Origin of the sequence: Labrys methylaminiphilus subsp. lupini, assembly GCF_051161885.1 — a bacterium.
In the GTDB taxonomy this organism is placed as follows: Bacteria; Pseudomonadota; Alphaproteobacteria; order Rhizobiales; family Labraceae; genus Labrys.
Genome location: NZ_JBMDIH010000001.1, coordinates 4,418,264 through 4,432,351 on the forward strand (window position 1 = coordinate 4,418,264; position 14,088 = coordinate 4,432,351).

Consider the following 14,088-nt stretch of genomic DNA (forward strand, 5'->3'; position numbering starts at 1 on the left):
CAGGGAAGTCCCACCTTTGTTACAAAACTGTCGCAAGGCGGGGATAGCCTAGCCCTGCATGGAGCCTCTCTCGCCCTGCCGCGGCCCGGCCAGGTTCTCCAGCAGCGTTCTCTAGCCGGGCCGTGCCCGCCCATCGGGCAAGCCCGTGGCGGCACAGCGCCGGCCGTCGTTTTGTCAGGCGGATCGTTTCAGCATTCTTCCGAGCGCAATCAGCACACAGGCGCCGATGAATCCGGCAATGAGGTAGCCAACCCAGCCGCCAAGCACCACGCCGAACATGCCCAGCACCAAATTGGCGACAGCTGCGCCGATGATGCCGAGGATGATGTTCATGAGGAGGCCCATATTGCTCTTCATGAACATCTCGGCCAGCCAACCCGCCAGCCCGCCGATAATGATGGCTCCGATCCAACCCACCTGCGGATTATCCATGCTGCACCCCTCTGTCAGGCCTGACGCCAAACACGCCCTTGGAAGGCTATTGCCCGCGATGGGCGACTGTCCTCCGGATCGCAAGGCGCTTTGACATCGAAACGGAACCCTTGCTGGTCCCAGGGTGGAGAACGCGTGGATCAGCCCATGGTTCCATGCCAGCCGAAGTGGATTCCTTTCGATCAAGCCACAGGCACGATCGAAAGGAATCCGCAAGATACCGGCTATTTTCGGAGCTTTCCGACGAGGCTCATCCGCGGGCCTCGTCGGAAAGCTCTGCTAGGGGATGCCGACGCACGGCAGCCAACCAGGAGGCCCGGCCAGCGGGCCTCCCGACTATGAAGCCTAGCGGGCTCAGTAGCCGTAATAGTAGCGGCGGTGGTAATAGGGCCGGTAATAGTAGCGCGGCCGATAATAGCGCCGATAGGGGCGATAATACCGGTAGGGCCGGTAGTAGCGCGGCCGATAGTGGCGGCGGTAGTAGTAATACTGCGCCTGCTGAACCTGGGCCGAGCCTTCCAGGGCATTCGCCATGGGGGCCGCCCGCTCGACCGGTGCCACCGGCAGGGCCGAAGACGGCGTCGAGGTGACAGCCAGTCCGCCGAGCATCATGACGACAGCGAACAAGGCCTTGAGTGAAAAGCGCATGCTTTATCTCCCTTTGCTTGGCATCTCTTGCCTCGGTCATCTTCGCCGATCCCGGCCACCTAGGCTATCGCCTGCGAAACACAGGACCAGGCGGGCTCGGCAAGCTGCAGTCGAACTGCGATGATCCACCGGCATGCGAGATAACCGAACGGAACGCCATCGAACTCTAGGCGCTCGCCCGGATGGAGGCAATGCAATCCTTCGAACGGCTCGCGTCGGGCAATAAAAAAGCCCGCTTACGTGCCAGCGGGCTTGGTGGAACCAAGCTTCTCATCGTTGAAGCTTGGGAGGAAGTGGTGGAGCCAGGCGGGATCGAACCGCCGACCTCTACAATGCCATTGTAGCGCTCTCCCAGCTGAGCTATGACCCCACTTTTCAAAGCAGCCTGGGAGCTGCTTCGGTGTCCCTCGGCGTCACCGCCGACGGGCCGCTCGTTTGTCACGTTTCGCGGCCCGATGCAAGACGTCTTGCGAAGAAAATTTGGAAAATCTTCCGATTGGGAAAAAGACGCGGCTCCATGCTGGCTCCGCGTCTCCGGCGAGGCCCGCTGCGAGCCTCAGCTTTCCTCGTCATCCTCGATGCCGTCGCCGATCAGATCGGTGACATCGTCGTTCTCGTCCTCATCTTCCTCGAGGAAGGTATCGTCGGCCACCGGATCGTCTTCGACGTCGATATCGTCGTCGCCGACCACCGTCTTGGCGGCGCTCGCCTCGTCATCGGCCTCCTCGAGGCTGATCAGTTCGGCGTCCGCTGCGGGATCGAGATCGGTGTCTTCCTCGGTCTGGTCGACTCGCGGCGCAACCGCCTCGGGACGACCACGCAGCAGGGGCGCTGCGGCGATGACGACCACCTGGCCGGTATAGGGCGAGATGATCGGATCCTTGTTGAGATCGTAGAATTTGCGCCCAGTCGTCGGACAGACGCGTTTCGTGCCAAGTTCGGGTCTGGCCACGGCGTATACCTTATGTCGGAAATCGAAGTGCGAGGCCGCTACAGACTAGAAGCGTCCCTGTCAATGAGAATCGCAAAGATGGCGTTTTTTCGCGATCTGGCAAGGGCTTGAATCAAGATTTCCTGGCACCGCCGGCTTTGCCCCCTCGGGCCATCCATGCTAGGGCGTGTGGCCGGACCGAACCTGCCGGGTGCGCCATGCAGGAGTGAGAATCCCGCCATCGGCATTCGTCCTTGCCGTAGACCCCTTCCATCGCTTCGGAGCCGCCTCTTGCTCGCATCGCCCTCCCAGACCGCTTCGCCTTCCGCGCGCCGGTCCTCCGGGGCGGCCGACAGAAACAAGGCCGAGGGCGAGGAAAGCATCGGCCTGCTCGCCCTGATTCTGGCGCTGCTCAGCGTGGGTGAGACACGCATCGAGGGCCTGGTGGGAAGTCGTGACGTCGTGGCGATGGCGGAGGCCTGTCGCAGGCTCGGCGCCGCAATCGAACGGGGTGGCGATGCCGCCTGGTGTATCCGTGGTGTCGGCGTCGGCGGCCTGCTTTCGCCGGAGGGCAGCCTAGATTTCGGCGGGTCGCTGGCAGGTGCGGTGCTGATGATGGGCGTCATTGCCAGCCATGGCATCACGGCTACCCTCGATGGCGACGCCACGCTGCGGACCTGCCCGATGATGCCTGTATTGACGCCTTTGACGCGGATGGGTGCCGAGATCGTTGCCGCCGCCGAGGGTGTGCGCCTGCCCCTGACCTTGCGCGGCGCGGTCGATCCTGTGCCGATCCTCTGGCACGTGCCCGATAGCGGCGCCTCCTCGCCGGTGCCCCCGAACCTGGTGAGTGCGGCGGTGCTGCTGGCCGGCCTCAATGCGCCCGGTGAGACCGCCGTCATCGCGCCGCAAGCGACAAGCGAGGCTGTCTCGAGCTTCAGATCGCCTGACGATGCTGCGCATCTGCTCCGGCTGTTCGGGGCCGATGTCGCGATATCACCCGAGGGCACCGGACGCCGTATCGTGCTGCAGGGCCGCCCCACGCTCCGGCCCGCGGTCGTAACCCTGCCGGCGAAAATCCCGCCTTCCTCCCCCTGATGTGTAATCTGGTGCCCCATTATGATCATTGCCATTGATGGTCCCGCCGCGTCCGGAAAGGGAACCCTGGCCAAGCGCCTGGCCGCGCATCTCGGCCTGCCTCATCTCGATACCGGCCTGCTCTATCGCGCCGTCGGGCGGGCGGCGCTCGACGAAGGCCTCGACCTCGAGGATGCGGACGCCACCGCCGAGATCGCGGACGGGCTCGACGTCGCCAGTTTCGACGAGAGCCGGCTACGCGGGCGCGAAATGGGCGAAGCGGCCTCCGTGGTCGCCGCCCATCCCAAAGTGCGCAAGGCTCTGCTCGACCTGCAGCGACGCTTCGCCCATCAGCGCGGCGGCGCCGTACTCGATGGGCGCGACATCGGCACGGTCGTCGCCCCCGGCGCCGAGGTGAAGATCTTCGTGACCGCCGATGCCGAGATCCGGGCGAAGCGCCGCCATCTCGAACTGGAAAAGCGCGGCGATGCTCCCCCCTTCGAAGCCGTCCTCGCCGATATCCGCAAGCGCGACGCGCGTGACGCCGGGCGTGCCGATGCCCCCCTGAAGCCGGCGCCCGACGCCCATGTGCTCGACACCACCGCCCTCGACGTCGAGAGCGCCTTCGCCGCCGCTCTGGCGCTGGTCGAGCGGCACCGGCACTGAAACAAAACGGGCGGTTTGAGGCCGTCCGCTGCATCAACCCTTGATTTTATCGGCCAGGACGCTGATATCCCGGCCGAACATGAGTTGGAAAAGGTGAAATGACCAACAAGACCAAACCCGAAGCCAAAGCCGAGACCCGCACTGCGGCCGAGTCGGCCGCCCCGGCGGCGCCGACGGCGGACAGCACGGGCCAGGTTGGTGGCGAACAGGCCGGCGCCGACCAGACCGCCGTGAATGACGAAGCATTCGAGGTCCTTGCCAGGCTGCAGGCCGAAAATGCCGAGCTGAAGGATCGCCTGCTGCGCACCTTGGCCGAGGTCGAGAATGTCCGCCGCCGCGGCGAGCGCGAGCTCAACGATGCACGCCAATACGCCATCGCGAAGTTCGCGGGCGACATGCTTGGCGTGGCTGACAATATGGAGCGCGCTTTGGCCAGCGTACCCGCCGGGGCACGCGAGACCGACGAGGCCGTCAAGGCTTTGATGGAAGGCGTCGAGCTCACCGAAAAGGAAATGCTGCGCTCGCTGGAAAAGCACGGCGTCAAGAAGCTCGACCCGAAGGGCGAGCGCTTCGACCCCAATTTCCACCAGGCCATGTTCGAGGTGCCCGATCCCTCCGTGCCCAACGGCACTGTGGCCCAGGTGGTGCAGGTCGGCTATTCGATCGGCACGCGCGTGCTGCGCCCGGCCATGGTCGGCGTCGCCCGCGGCGGCCCGAAACAGGCCGCCGAGGCCGAAAAGCAGGCCTGATCGTAACGACGGAAGTGCCGACCTTTGTCATGCCCGGGCTTGACCCGGGCATCCAGATGCTTGGCTCTCCGAAGAACTAGCCGGGATTGCCGGGTCAAGCCCGGCAATGACAAACGTCGCGTATTTTCAAGTACAGGCGTGCCCTCAATATCCGGCCGCCAGCCCTGATTCGACACGACTATCCATGGCGCCGTTATAGCGGGCGCCATCACCTTTCTTGATGGTGGCGAGATCCTTGCCGCCGACCAGGATGCCGGCTGCCTTGCCCCACACCGGCCAGGCCGGATCGCCTTCGTCCACCTTGTAGCCCATCTCGACCAGCAGCTTGACGGTGTCGGGCGAGAGAGCCTGCGGCTCGGTATAGATCTGGTCGGGCAGCCATTGGTGGTGGATACGCGGCGCGTCGACCGCTTCCTGGATGTCGAGACCATGGTCGATCACATTGAGGATGGCCTGCAATGTGATGGTGATGATGCGCGAGCCGCCGGGGCTGCCGATCACCATGAAGGGCTTACCGTCCTTGGTGACGACGGTGGGGCTCATCGAGGAGAGCGGCGTCTTCTTGGGTTCGATGGCATTGGCCTCGCCCTGCACCAGGCCGTAGAGATTGGGCACACCGGGCTTGGCGGTGAAATCGTCCATCTCGTTGTTGAGCAGGATGCCGGTGCCTTCTGCCACCACGCCGGCGCCATAGGAACCGTTCAGCGTGTAGGTGACGGCGACGGCATTGCCGTCATTGTCGATGATCGAATAATGCGTGGTTTCCTTGGACTCGCCCATGCCCTTGGGCATCAAATCCTTGGAGACGCCAGCCTTGTAGGGATTGATCTTGGCCCGGATCTCGGCGGCGTAGTTCTTGTCCAGCAGATGCGGGACGGGGTTCTTGACGAAATCGGGGTCACCGAGACTGGAATTGCGGTCGACATAGGCATAGCGCATCGCCTCGACCATCAGATGTACGGTGTTGGCCGAATCGGCGCCGAGATAGGAGAGCGGATAGCCCTCCAGCACGTTGAGGATCTCGCAGATGATCACGCCGCCGGAACTCGGCGGGGGTGAGGAGATGATGTCGTAGCCGCGATAATTGCACTTCACGGGCTCGAGCTCGCGCACCTTGTACTGCTCGAAATCCTCTTTCTTCAGGATGCCGCCCTTGGCACCTGAAGCCTTGACGATGGCATCGGCGATCGCGCCCTTGTAGAAGGCATCCTGGCCCTTCTCGGAAATGGCCGCCAGCGAAGCGGCGAGATCGGGTTGCTTGAAGGTGTCGCCAACCGCATGGGGCGAGCCATCGGCCTGGAGGAAGATCTTGGCCGCGTTCGAATCACGCTTGAGCCAATCGGCATTCTCCTTGACGGAGGCAACGTCGCCCTGGCCGAGCACATAGCCATCCTTGGCATAGCGGATGGCTGATGCCATCAGGTCCTTGCGCGGCAGGGAGCCATATTTCTCGCGGGCATATTCGAAGCCGGCCACCGAGCCGGGCACGCCGACGGCGAGATAGCCATCCGTCGAGGCCCCCTTCACCGGATTGCCCTTGTCGTCGAGATACATGTTCTTGGTGGACGCGGCCGGCGCCCGCTCACGGAAATCGATGAAGGTCGACTTGCCGTCCTTGGTGCGGATGGTCATGAAGCCCCCGCCACCGATATTGCCGGCTTCAGGCCAGACCACCGCCAGCGTGTAGCCGACCGCGACAGCGGCATCGATGGCGTTGCCACCTTTCTTGAGGACATCCACGCCGGCCTGGGTGGCCAGGCGCTGGGTGGTGACGACCATGCCGTGCTCGGCCTCCACTGGCGCCGGCGAAGCGGCAAAGGCTCCGGCAAGCGGCGTAAAGGTCAGCGAGACGGCGAGGCCGGCGACGATCGCCGGACGGACGTGATGCATAGGCTCCTCCTCTGACTGGCACGGCTTCCGCCCCCCGAGGCCGGAATGTCGCGCCCATTCCTTTGAAGTTCAGGGCCTGATTCGAACCAGGTCGGGCGAAGCAGGCTCTGGCTGTCCCGGTTTACCCGGGAATGCCGGTCTTCTCGGCGCGGCCGCTCCCCAAAGCCGTCTCAACGGCCCGCCGGCAGCTCACGGCTCCGAGGGCTTCATTGCTAAACGGGATTTCGGCCTGCGTCGATAGAACCGTATCTTCCTGCCATTCAGCAGTATCGGCGCGGTTCAGGTGCTTCCGGCCGGCATGCTGGCCAAGGCGGCATCGACGGCGTCCCCCAGGCGCTCGACCGCGGCATCGACCTCCTTGCATTCGATGATGAAGGGCGGCGCCAGCAGAACATGGTCCCCCTGCGCACCGTCGATGGTACCGCCCATCGGATAGACCATCAGCCCTCGCGCCATCGCTTCGCGCCTGACCGCGGCGTGCAGCTTGAGGGCGGGATTGAGAGGCTGCTTGCTGCTGCGATCAGCGACGAATTCGATGGCGCGGAACAGGCCCCGCCCCCTAATATCGCCGATATGGGCATGGTTGGTAAAACGCTGTTCCAGCCGTTCCTGCAGGTGATCGCCCATGGCCTCGACATTGGCGAGAAGACTATCGCGTACGATTGTTTCCTGCACGGCCAAGGCGGCGGCCGCCGCCATGGGATGGCCCACATAGGTATGGCCGTGTTGGAAAAAACCCGATCCTCCGGCGAAGGCCTCGAAGATGGCAGCGCTGAGCAGGACGGCGCCGATCGGCTGGTAGCCGCCACCAAGGCCCTTGGCGATGGTCATGAGATCGGGCACCACACCTTCCTGCTCGCAGGCATGCAGCGTGCCCGTGCGCCCCATGCCGCACATGACCTCGTCCAGGATCAAGAGGACGCCGTGGCGGTCGCAGATGTCGCGGATGCGGGTGAAATAACCGGCGACGGGCGGCACGGCGCCAGCGGTGGCACCCACCACCGTTTCCGCCAGGAAGGCCATGACCTTGCCCGGCCCCAGCTCCAGGATCTTGTCTTCGAGGGCCTGCGCGCTCCGGACCGCATAATCCTCCTCGCTCTCGCCCGGTGCCTGGAAGCGATAGGCGAAGCAGGGGTCGATATGGTGCGTTTCGATCAGCAGCGGCTGGAACTGGGCGCGCCGCCACTGATTGCCGCCGGCGGCGAGCGCCGCCAGGGTGTTGCCGTGAAAACTCTGGCGCCGGGCGATGACATGCCGGCGCTCCGACTGGCCCCTCTCGACGAAATATTGCCGCGCCATCTTCAAGGCCGCTTCGATCGCCTCCGAGCCCCCACTGACGAGATAGACCCGCTCGATCCCGACGGGCGCCTGGGCGATCAGGCAGTCCGCCAGCCTCTCGGCGATCTCGGTGGTGAAGAAGGAGGTATGGGCATAGGCGAGCCTGTCGAGCTGGCGGTGCAGGGCCTCCAGCACGGCGGGGTGGCCATGGCCGAGACAGGAGACAGCGGCCCCGCCAGAGGCATCGATATAGCGCTTGCCGGCGGCATCGATCAGTTCGATGCCCTGCCCACCGGCGGCGACCGGCATGACGGCATTGGCGGCGCGGTGGAGCAGATGGCTCATGGGGAGGTTCCCGGGAGTTTCGGCGCTGGGCGTCAGGTCAGATGGGTGCCGAGGGCGGCCAGATGCGCATCCGTCCGGCACAAGGCGGCGAGCGCCGCCTCGCCGTCATGGCCGGCCACCAGCGCGGCCAGCACTTCGGCCGCAGCGAAGGCAGGCGTCACGGCATGGAGGAAGGAGGGGCTCGCGGTCGGCATGATGAGGTGATGGCGGGAGATCCTGGCGAGCGGCGCCACTTCGCTGTCGGTGATGGCCAGGACGGACAGCCCACGCGAAGCGGCATGCTCGGCGAGTTCGAGGGTGAGGCGCGTATAGGGCTGCAGGCTGACGGCCACCATCACGTCACCCGGGGCGGCATCGACGAGAGCATCGGCCCCGATGCCGGCGATTCCATCGAGCAACATGCTGGGCCTGCCGATCAGGGTGAGTGCATAATGCAGATGCCAGGCGACGGGATGGCTCGCCCGCAGGCCGAGACATAGGATACGGCGCGCCGAGGCAAGGGTTTGCGCGGCAGCGGCGAATGCGGCAAGGGGCCTGCCTGCCACAAGCCCGCCGAGCTGGGCGCTGAGCATGCCCAGCATGGCAGTGGCCAGTCCTTCGTCACCGACGCGCCCCTGCCGGGCGAGATGGTCGCCCGCCTTGCCTGCAAAGCCCGTCGGCACTTCCCGCAGCGTATCGGCGTGCAGTTCCCGCAGGGCCTCGTAACCGTCAAAGCCCAGTTGGCGGGCAAGCCGCATCATGGTCGCCGGCTGAACGCCGGCACGTCGCGCCTGTTCCCGCATCGACAGCAGAGCAACATCACGCGGATTCTCCAGCACATAGCGCGCGGCAGCCCTGATTTGCGCCGGCATTGCGTCGAAGCCCCTGACGATCTCGCCGGCCAAGCCGTCGAGATCCACAAGCCCGTTCATGCCCATGCACTCCGTCGGAAGGATTATTGAAACAAACGTATCAGATGCTATCGTATTGATACAAATGAAGCCTCGCTCGGAGACGGATTTTGTCGGTTACGCCGGATTATACCCCGCGCTTCATTGCCGTCGCCCCCAATGGCGGCCGGCGTACCAAGGCGGACCATCCGGCCTTGCCGATGACGCCCTCCGCCCTGGCACAAACAGCCACGACCTGTCTCGAGGCCGGCGCGGCCATGATCCATGTCCATGTCCGGCGCAACGATGGCGACCATTTGCTCGATGCCGAGGCCTATCGCGCCGTCATCACCGCGATTGGCGCCGTGACAGGCAAGGATCTCGTGGTGCAGATCACCAGCGAGGCGCTCGGCCTCTATTCGCCCGCCGAGCAGAGAGCCGTCATCCGCGCCACCCGGCCGGAGGCCGTATCGCTCGCACTGCGCGAACTGGTGCCTGACACCGCCGAGGAAGCCGCCTTTGCCGAATTGCTGCTGTTTCTCAGGCTGATCGGCGCCATGCCGCAGATCATCCTCTACACGCCGGACGAGGCCAGACGCCTTGCCGCGTTGCAACGGCGGGGCCTCATTCCTTTCGAGAAACTGCCCGTACTCTATGTGCTCGGCCGCTATACGGCGGACCAGACCTCACAGCCCGACGATCTCCTGCCCTTCCTCGCCGAGGGCATGCCCCGTTTCGATCCCTGGAGCCTCTGCGCCTTCGGGCCGCAGGAAGTGGCTTGCGTCACCGCAGCAGCGCGGCGGGGCGGGCACGCCCGCGTCGGCTTCGAGAACAATCTCCACCGTCCCGATGGCACGCTGGCCCGGGACAACGCCGAATTGGTGGTGCTGGCACGCCAGGCGATCGAGGCCGCCGGCTTGAGGATCGGTGATGCCGACGCCCTGCGTGCCGCGACACTGGCGACATGAAAAAGGCGGCCGAGGGGCCGCCTTCAACACGAAACAGACGCTGGAACGTCCGCTCGAATAAATAATTCTGGCCTCAGGCGGCCGAGGCCGAAACCCAGCGCGACAGTTCGCCCTTGGGAGCAGCACCGACCTTCTGGGCAACGGGCTTGCCGTCCTTGAATATGATCAGCATGGGAATCGACATCACCCGGAACTGCGAAGCAATCTGGGGGTTCTCGTCGACGTTCAGCTTGGCGATCTTGACTTTGCCGGCCATCTCGGTGGCGATCTCGTCGAGAGCGGGCGCGATCATGCGGCAGGGCCCGCACCACTCGGCCCAGAAATCGACGACAACCGGCTCAGCCGAATTCAGCACGTCATTAGCGAACGAGGCATCCGTGACCTTGATCGTGTTGGCACCCATTTCGAGAATCTCCACAGCGGGAATGGCGGAATCGCCATGCAAATATCCGTTGCCCTCAAGCTAGGAATGCACCGGCCCAGCGTCAAGAAGCGGAACGGCTTCTCGCGCGAATGTGCACGGCTGATATGCAGATTCGCAGCTATTACCGGCCCAAACTGGTGAAATAGAGGAGCCTGCATACTATCAAACATTCGCAGAATTTCCCGGTGAGGCCCACGAATGGGGCCTCGCCGTGAAATTCTGCTTAGCCGATCACCACCCGCGTATCCGACATGCCTCGGTGACGGATGAGCTGGTAGAGCGCGGCGGCATGGGACGGCGCTAGCCGGATGCAGCCATGGGAGGCAGCACGGCCGAGCTGCTTGACCGAATAGGTGCCGTGCACGGCATAGCCGCCCTTGAAGAACACCGAATAGGGCATCGGGGAATTGTCGTATTTCTTCGAGTAGTGCATGCGCTTGAGCAGCTTGGGGCGGTATACCCCGCGCGGGGTATAGTAGCCGCGCCTTGCCGTCGATACCGCCCAGATCGCCTCGACATTGCCATCGACGATCACGGTCATGCGTTGCCTGGCGATGTCGACCTTGGCCACGATGCCCGCGGAGGCCGGCGAGAGCGGGCAGAGCGCGGCGACAAGAAGCGTGAAGGCAACGGTGATCCAGCGGCAGCTCGCGCTCAGATGCAGGGCAGGCATGACAGGTTCCTCGATACGGTTCGCTGACATTGGCCGTCCCGGGCCTTCATTCGCCATGCGCTTTTGCACAGGATGCAAATCCACCCGAAACCGAACAAAGCATGAATCGAACATGGTTAATTTTCGGTTTCCGCCCGCCGGCTGGCGTGATGCGAAACCCGAGGGATTGCCGCCCGATGCTGCCGTTCCAGCAAAGACAGGATAGGATGGCGTCACGAATCACTTTGCGGGAGCATGCATGCGCCGTTTCGTCAGGATCTTCCCGCCGTTCAAGGCCGCCCTGCCGCTGGCGGCGCTGCTGACCCTGGCGAGCCATGCGCCGGCCCTGTCGCAAGACATCACCCCGCCCGGCTACAAGCTGCCGCCGCTCGGCGCGGTGACATCAGCCACGCCCGCCAAGCAGCTCTTCGGCCGCGCCGCGACGCCGGCCAATGTCGGCCTCGGCTCGATCGGCTTCTATGCCAAGGGCTGCCTGTCGAACGGCGTGGAATTGCCGGCTGATGGTCCGACCTGGCAGGTCATGCGGCCTTCGCGCAATCGCGCCTGGGGCAATGCCGCCGTGATCCGGGTGGTGAAGAACCTCGCCGCCAAGGCCCCAACCGTGGCCGGCTGGCCCGGCATCCTGATCGGCGACATGGCGCAGCCGCGCGGCGGCCCGATGCTGACGGGCCATGCCTCGCATCAGATCGGACTCGACGCCGACATCTGGCTGACGCCGATGCCGGATCGCCGGCTGAGCGTCGCCGAACGCGAGACCAAAAGTGCCGTGATGATGGTGCGTTCCGACCGGCTCGACGTCTCGCGCTCCTGGACGGCGGGCCAGATGGGCATCGTGCGCGCCGCCGCCCAGGATCCGGCGGTCGAGCGCATCTTCGTCAACGCAGCCATCAAGAAGGCGATGTGCCGCGATGCCACCGGAGATCGCTCCTGGCTCGGCAAGGTGCGCCCGATGTATGGGCACGACTATCATTTCCATGTCCGCATCACCTGCCCGCGCGGCAGCCCGACCTGCACGCCACAAAAGCCGCCGACAGGCGATGAAGGCTGTGGCAAGGAACTCGATTACTGGTTCTCGGATGCGGTGCTGCATCCCAAGCCGCGTCCCAAGCCGCCGCACCCGCCGCGCCAGCTCACCCTGAGCGATCTGCCCACCGCCTGCAGCCAGGTCATCGCAGCGCCGTAGGAATGGCCTGACCGCCACCGGCCTGTTTCCGGGCCTTGCCCGGGGTCGAGCGAAACGCCATTCTCGCGCTTGCCGGGGAGACGGGTATTCTCCATCCCGCTGCCTTGCATGATCGGGAGGGAGTCGGATGGCTGATCGATTCGATCTGGCGGGCCGCAAGGCCCTGGTAACCGGCGGAGCGCGCGGTATCGGTGCAGGCATCGCCGAAGCCCTGGCCCAGGCCGGCGCCGACGTAATGATCGGCGACATCCTCGAAGATCTCGGCCGGCAAGCCGCTTCCAGCCTGGCGCGCCATGGCGGCGCCTACGGCTTCGTAGCGCTCGACGTCACCGACGAGACTCAGTGGGAGAACGCCGTCGCGACCACGATCGAGCAGATCGGCGGCTATGACATCCTGGTGAACAACGCCGGCGTGGAAGTCACCGCTTTGGTAACCGAGATCGAGCCCGACAGCCTGCGGCACATGTTCGATGTCAATGTCGTCGGCACGCTGCTTGGCATGAAGCACGCCTTCCGGGCGATGCGGCCGGGCGGAGCAGCCGGCAAGGGCGGTGCGATCATCAACATCGCCTCGGTCGCAGCCACCATCGTATTCCCAACCATTGCCGGCTATTCCGGCAGCAAGGCCGCCGTCGACCGCATCACCCGCATCGGCGCTGCCGAAGCCGGCAAGCTCGGCTATGGCGTGCGCGTCAACTGCATCCATCCCGGCCTGATTCCCACCGAGATGGGCCGGAAACTGACGCAGGATGTGGTGGGGACCGGGATGTTTCCGGATACCGGCGCGGCGGTCGGCCATGTCGTCGGCCAGACGCCGCTGGGACGGCTCGCCGAGATCCGCGAAGTGGCCGACGTCACCGTCTTCCTCGCCTCCGACGCCGCCAGCTTCATTACCGGAGCCGGCATTCCGGTCGATGGCGGCATGAGCAGTTGAGCGGCGCCAAGCCGGCGGCCTCAGTCGTCGGGATGGCCCGCCTTGGCCTGCAACAGGTCGGAGAAGGCCAGCAGCACGCCCGATATCATGAACACCATGTGGACGCCGACCAGCCAATAGAGATAGCGGTCACTCCTATCCTCGATCTGCATGAAGCCCTTGAGCAATTCGATGGCCGAGATCAGCACGATCGAGGCGAGTAGCTTGAGCTTGAGGCCGGCGAAATCAACCTTGGTCATCCAGGACGGCCAGTTGAGATGCTCGGCACCGTCGATCTTGGAGACGAAATTTTCATAGCCCGAGAAGATCACGATCAGCACCAGGCCGCCGAGCAAAGCCAGATCGACCAGCTCCAGCACGCCGACCACCGTCTGCTTCGGGGTGAAGTCATAAGCGCCCACTACGAAATGGAGCAGTTCCTGCCCGAATTTCAACAGAACGACGAACAGGGCGATGACCAGCCCAATATAGAAGGGCGCCAACACCCAGCGCGAGGCGACGAGCCCGCGTTCGATTATTTTTTCCATGTGGAATCTCAACCCGATTGAACAATCGCGCGCAAAATAGAGGGACGCGCCCGGCGTGGGAACCCAGCCTTGCCAAATTGTAATGCACGCGCCGAAGTGGGTGTCGGGCGCTTCCTGCCTCACTTCACGCGCAGGATCTCGACACCGGCCATGGCGCCCGGCACGGCGCGAGGCTTTTCGACATGCACGCGCACCGCGGCGGCGCGGTCGAAGGCAAGGCAGCGCTGCGCCAGCCGCTCGGCGAAGGTCTCGAGGAGATCGGCATGGCTGGCGGCCAGTTCACGCCCGATGGCAGCGATCTTGTCATAGTCGATCGTGCCCTCGATATCGTCGTCGCCGAAACGTGCTTCAGCCAAAGTCAGCTCGACATCGACGATCAGGGGCTGGGTCACGCCCTTCTCATGCTCGTAATAGCCGATATGGGCTTCGAGATTGAGGGCGCGCAGAAAGACGCGGCTATAGGATCGCGGTTCGGTCATGAGGGCAGCAATGCC

The 14,088-nt window shown here is 64.5% G+C and carries 16 protein-coding genes and 1 tRNA gene; 6 read left to right on the top strand and 11 right to left on the bottom strand.

Annotation, left to right across the window (positions count from 1 at the left end; all coding sequences use genetic code 11):
- Nucleotides 1-174: 174 nt before the first annotated feature.
- The 4 genes from ACN6KF_RS20800 to ACN6KF_RS20815 all read right to left on the bottom strand — a co-directional run bounded on the left by ACN6KF_RS20800 (nt 175) and on the right by ACN6KF_RS20815 (nt 2,032).
- Entirely contained in the window at nt 175-432 is a 258-nt protein-coding gene (locus ACN6KF_RS20800) for a GlsB/YeaQ/YmgE family stress response membrane protein (protein WP_434958676.1), read from the bottom strand.
- 354 nt (nt 433-786) lie between these two features.
- Nucleotides 787-1,080 (bottom strand): hypothetical protein, encoded by a 294-nt coding sequence (locus tag ACN6KF_RS20805; protein ID WP_434958677.1) that lies wholly within the window; start codon nt 1,078-1,080, stop codon nt 787-789.
- A 294-nt stretch (nt 1,081-1,374) separates the two neighbouring features.
- Nucleotides 1,375-1,450, bottom strand: a tRNA-Ala gene (locus ACN6KF_RS20810).
- A 186-nt stretch (nt 1,451-1,636) separates the two neighbouring features.
- Nucleotides 1,637-2,032, bottom strand: a complete 396-nt coding sequence (locus ACN6KF_RS20815; protein ID WP_434958678.1) for a TIGR02300 family protein — start codon at nt 2,030-2,032, stop codon at nt 1,637-1,639.
- 270 nt (nt 2,033-2,302) lie between these two features.
- Between ACN6KF_RS20815 and ACN6KF_RS20820 the strand changes: the two genes are divergently transcribed.
- From ACN6KF_RS20820 to grpE, 3 genes are all read left to right on the top strand, one after another.
- Complete coding sequence (locus ACN6KF_RS20820) at nt 2,303-3,109, top strand: 3-phosphoshikimate 1-carboxyvinyltransferase (RefSeq protein WP_434958679.1); 807 nt, start codon at nt 2,303-2,305, stop codon at nt 3,107-3,109.
- Between the two features lie 21 nt (nt 3,110-3,130).
- A complete protein-coding gene (cmk, locus tag ACN6KF_RS20825) occupies nt 3,131-3,754 on the top strand; it encodes a (d)CMP kinase (RefSeq protein ID WP_434958680.1) in 624 nt (207 codons plus the stop codon).
- 98 nt (nt 3,755-3,852) lie between these two features.
- On the top strand, nt 3,853-4,503 hold the full coding sequence (grpE, locus tag ACN6KF_RS20830) for a nucleotide exchange factor GrpE (protein WP_434958681.1): 651 nt from the start codon (nt 3,853-3,855) through the stop codon (nt 4,501-4,503).
- A gap of 144 nt (nt 4,504-4,647) precedes the next feature.
- On the opposite strand, the gene ggt is transcribed toward grpE, so the two are convergent.
- The 3 genes from ggt to ACN6KF_RS20845 all read right to left on the bottom strand — a co-directional run bounded on the left by ggt (nt 4,648) and on the right by ACN6KF_RS20845 (nt 8,915).
- On the bottom strand, nt 4,648-6,393 hold the full coding sequence (gene ggt / locus ACN6KF_RS20835; protein WP_434958682.1) for a gamma-glutamyltransferase: 1,746 nt from the start codon (nt 6,391-6,393) through the stop codon (nt 4,648-4,650).
- Nucleotides 6,394-6,672: 279 nt separating this feature from the next.
- The gene (locus tag ACN6KF_RS20840; RefSeq protein ID WP_434958683.1) at nt 6,673-8,016 is read right to left on the bottom strand and encodes an aspartate aminotransferase family protein; all 1,344 of its coding nucleotides are present in this window, start codon (nt 8,014-8,016) and stop codon (nt 6,673-6,675) included.
- Between the two features lie 32 nt (nt 8,017-8,048).
- Nucleotides 8,049-8,915 (bottom strand): MurR/RpiR family transcriptional regulator, encoded by an 867-nt coding sequence (locus ACN6KF_RS20845; RefSeq protein ID WP_434959727.1) that lies wholly within the window; start codon nt 8,913-8,915, stop codon nt 8,049-8,051.
- A 101-nt stretch (nt 8,916-9,016) separates the two neighbouring features.
- Between ACN6KF_RS20845 and ACN6KF_RS20850 the strand changes: the two genes are divergently transcribed.
- Complete coding sequence (locus ACN6KF_RS20850) at nt 9,017-9,853, top strand: beta-keto acid cleavage family enzyme (protein ID WP_434958684.1); 837 nt, start codon at nt 9,017-9,019, stop codon at nt 9,851-9,853.
- 73 nt (nt 9,854-9,926) lie between these two features.
- On the opposite strand, the gene trxA is transcribed toward ACN6KF_RS20850, so the two are convergent.
- Nucleotides 9,927-10,256 carry a thioredoxin gene (gene trxA, locus ACN6KF_RS20855; RefSeq protein ID WP_434958685.1) on the bottom strand — a complete coding sequence of 110 codons (330 nt, stop codon included), beginning with the start codon at nt 10,254-10,256 and terminating at the stop codon, nt 9,927-9,929.
- A gap of 244 nt (nt 10,257-10,500) precedes the next feature.
- The gene (locus ACN6KF_RS20860; protein ID WP_434958686.1) at nt 10,501-10,950 is read right to left on the bottom strand and encodes a L,D-transpeptidase; all 450 of its coding nucleotides are present in this window, start codon (nt 10,948-10,950) and stop codon (nt 10,501-10,503) included.
- Nucleotides 10,951-11,188: 238 nt separating this feature from the next.
- Between ACN6KF_RS20860 and mepA the strand changes: the two genes are divergently transcribed.
- Nucleotides 11,189-12,133, top strand: a complete 945-nt coding sequence (gene mepA, locus ACN6KF_RS20865) for a penicillin-insensitive murein endopeptidase (RefSeq protein WP_434958687.1) — start codon at nt 11,189-11,191, stop codon at nt 12,131-12,133.
- A 127-nt stretch (nt 12,134-12,260) separates the two neighbouring features.
- The gene (locus ACN6KF_RS20870) at nt 12,261-13,067 is read left to right on the top strand and encodes an SDR family NAD(P)-dependent oxidoreductase (protein ID WP_434958688.1); all 807 of its coding nucleotides are present in this window, start codon (nt 12,261-12,263) and stop codon (nt 13,065-13,067) included.
- Between the two features lie 20 nt (nt 13,068-13,087).
- Here the strand turns inward: ACN6KF_RS20870 and ACN6KF_RS20875 are convergent, their stop codons facing one another.
- Both ACN6KF_RS20875 and folB read right to left on the bottom strand, forming a co-directional pair.
- Nucleotides 13,088-13,594 (bottom strand): TIGR00645 family protein, encoded by a 507-nt coding sequence (locus tag ACN6KF_RS20875; protein ID WP_434958689.1) that lies wholly within the window; start codon nt 13,592-13,594, stop codon nt 13,088-13,090.
- Between the two features lie 119 nt (nt 13,595-13,713).
- Entirely contained in the window at nt 13,714-14,073 is a 360-nt protein-coding gene (folB, locus tag ACN6KF_RS20880; RefSeq protein WP_434958690.1) for a dihydroneopterin aldolase, read from the bottom strand.
- Between the last annotated feature and the right edge of the window lie 15 nt (nt 14,074-14,088).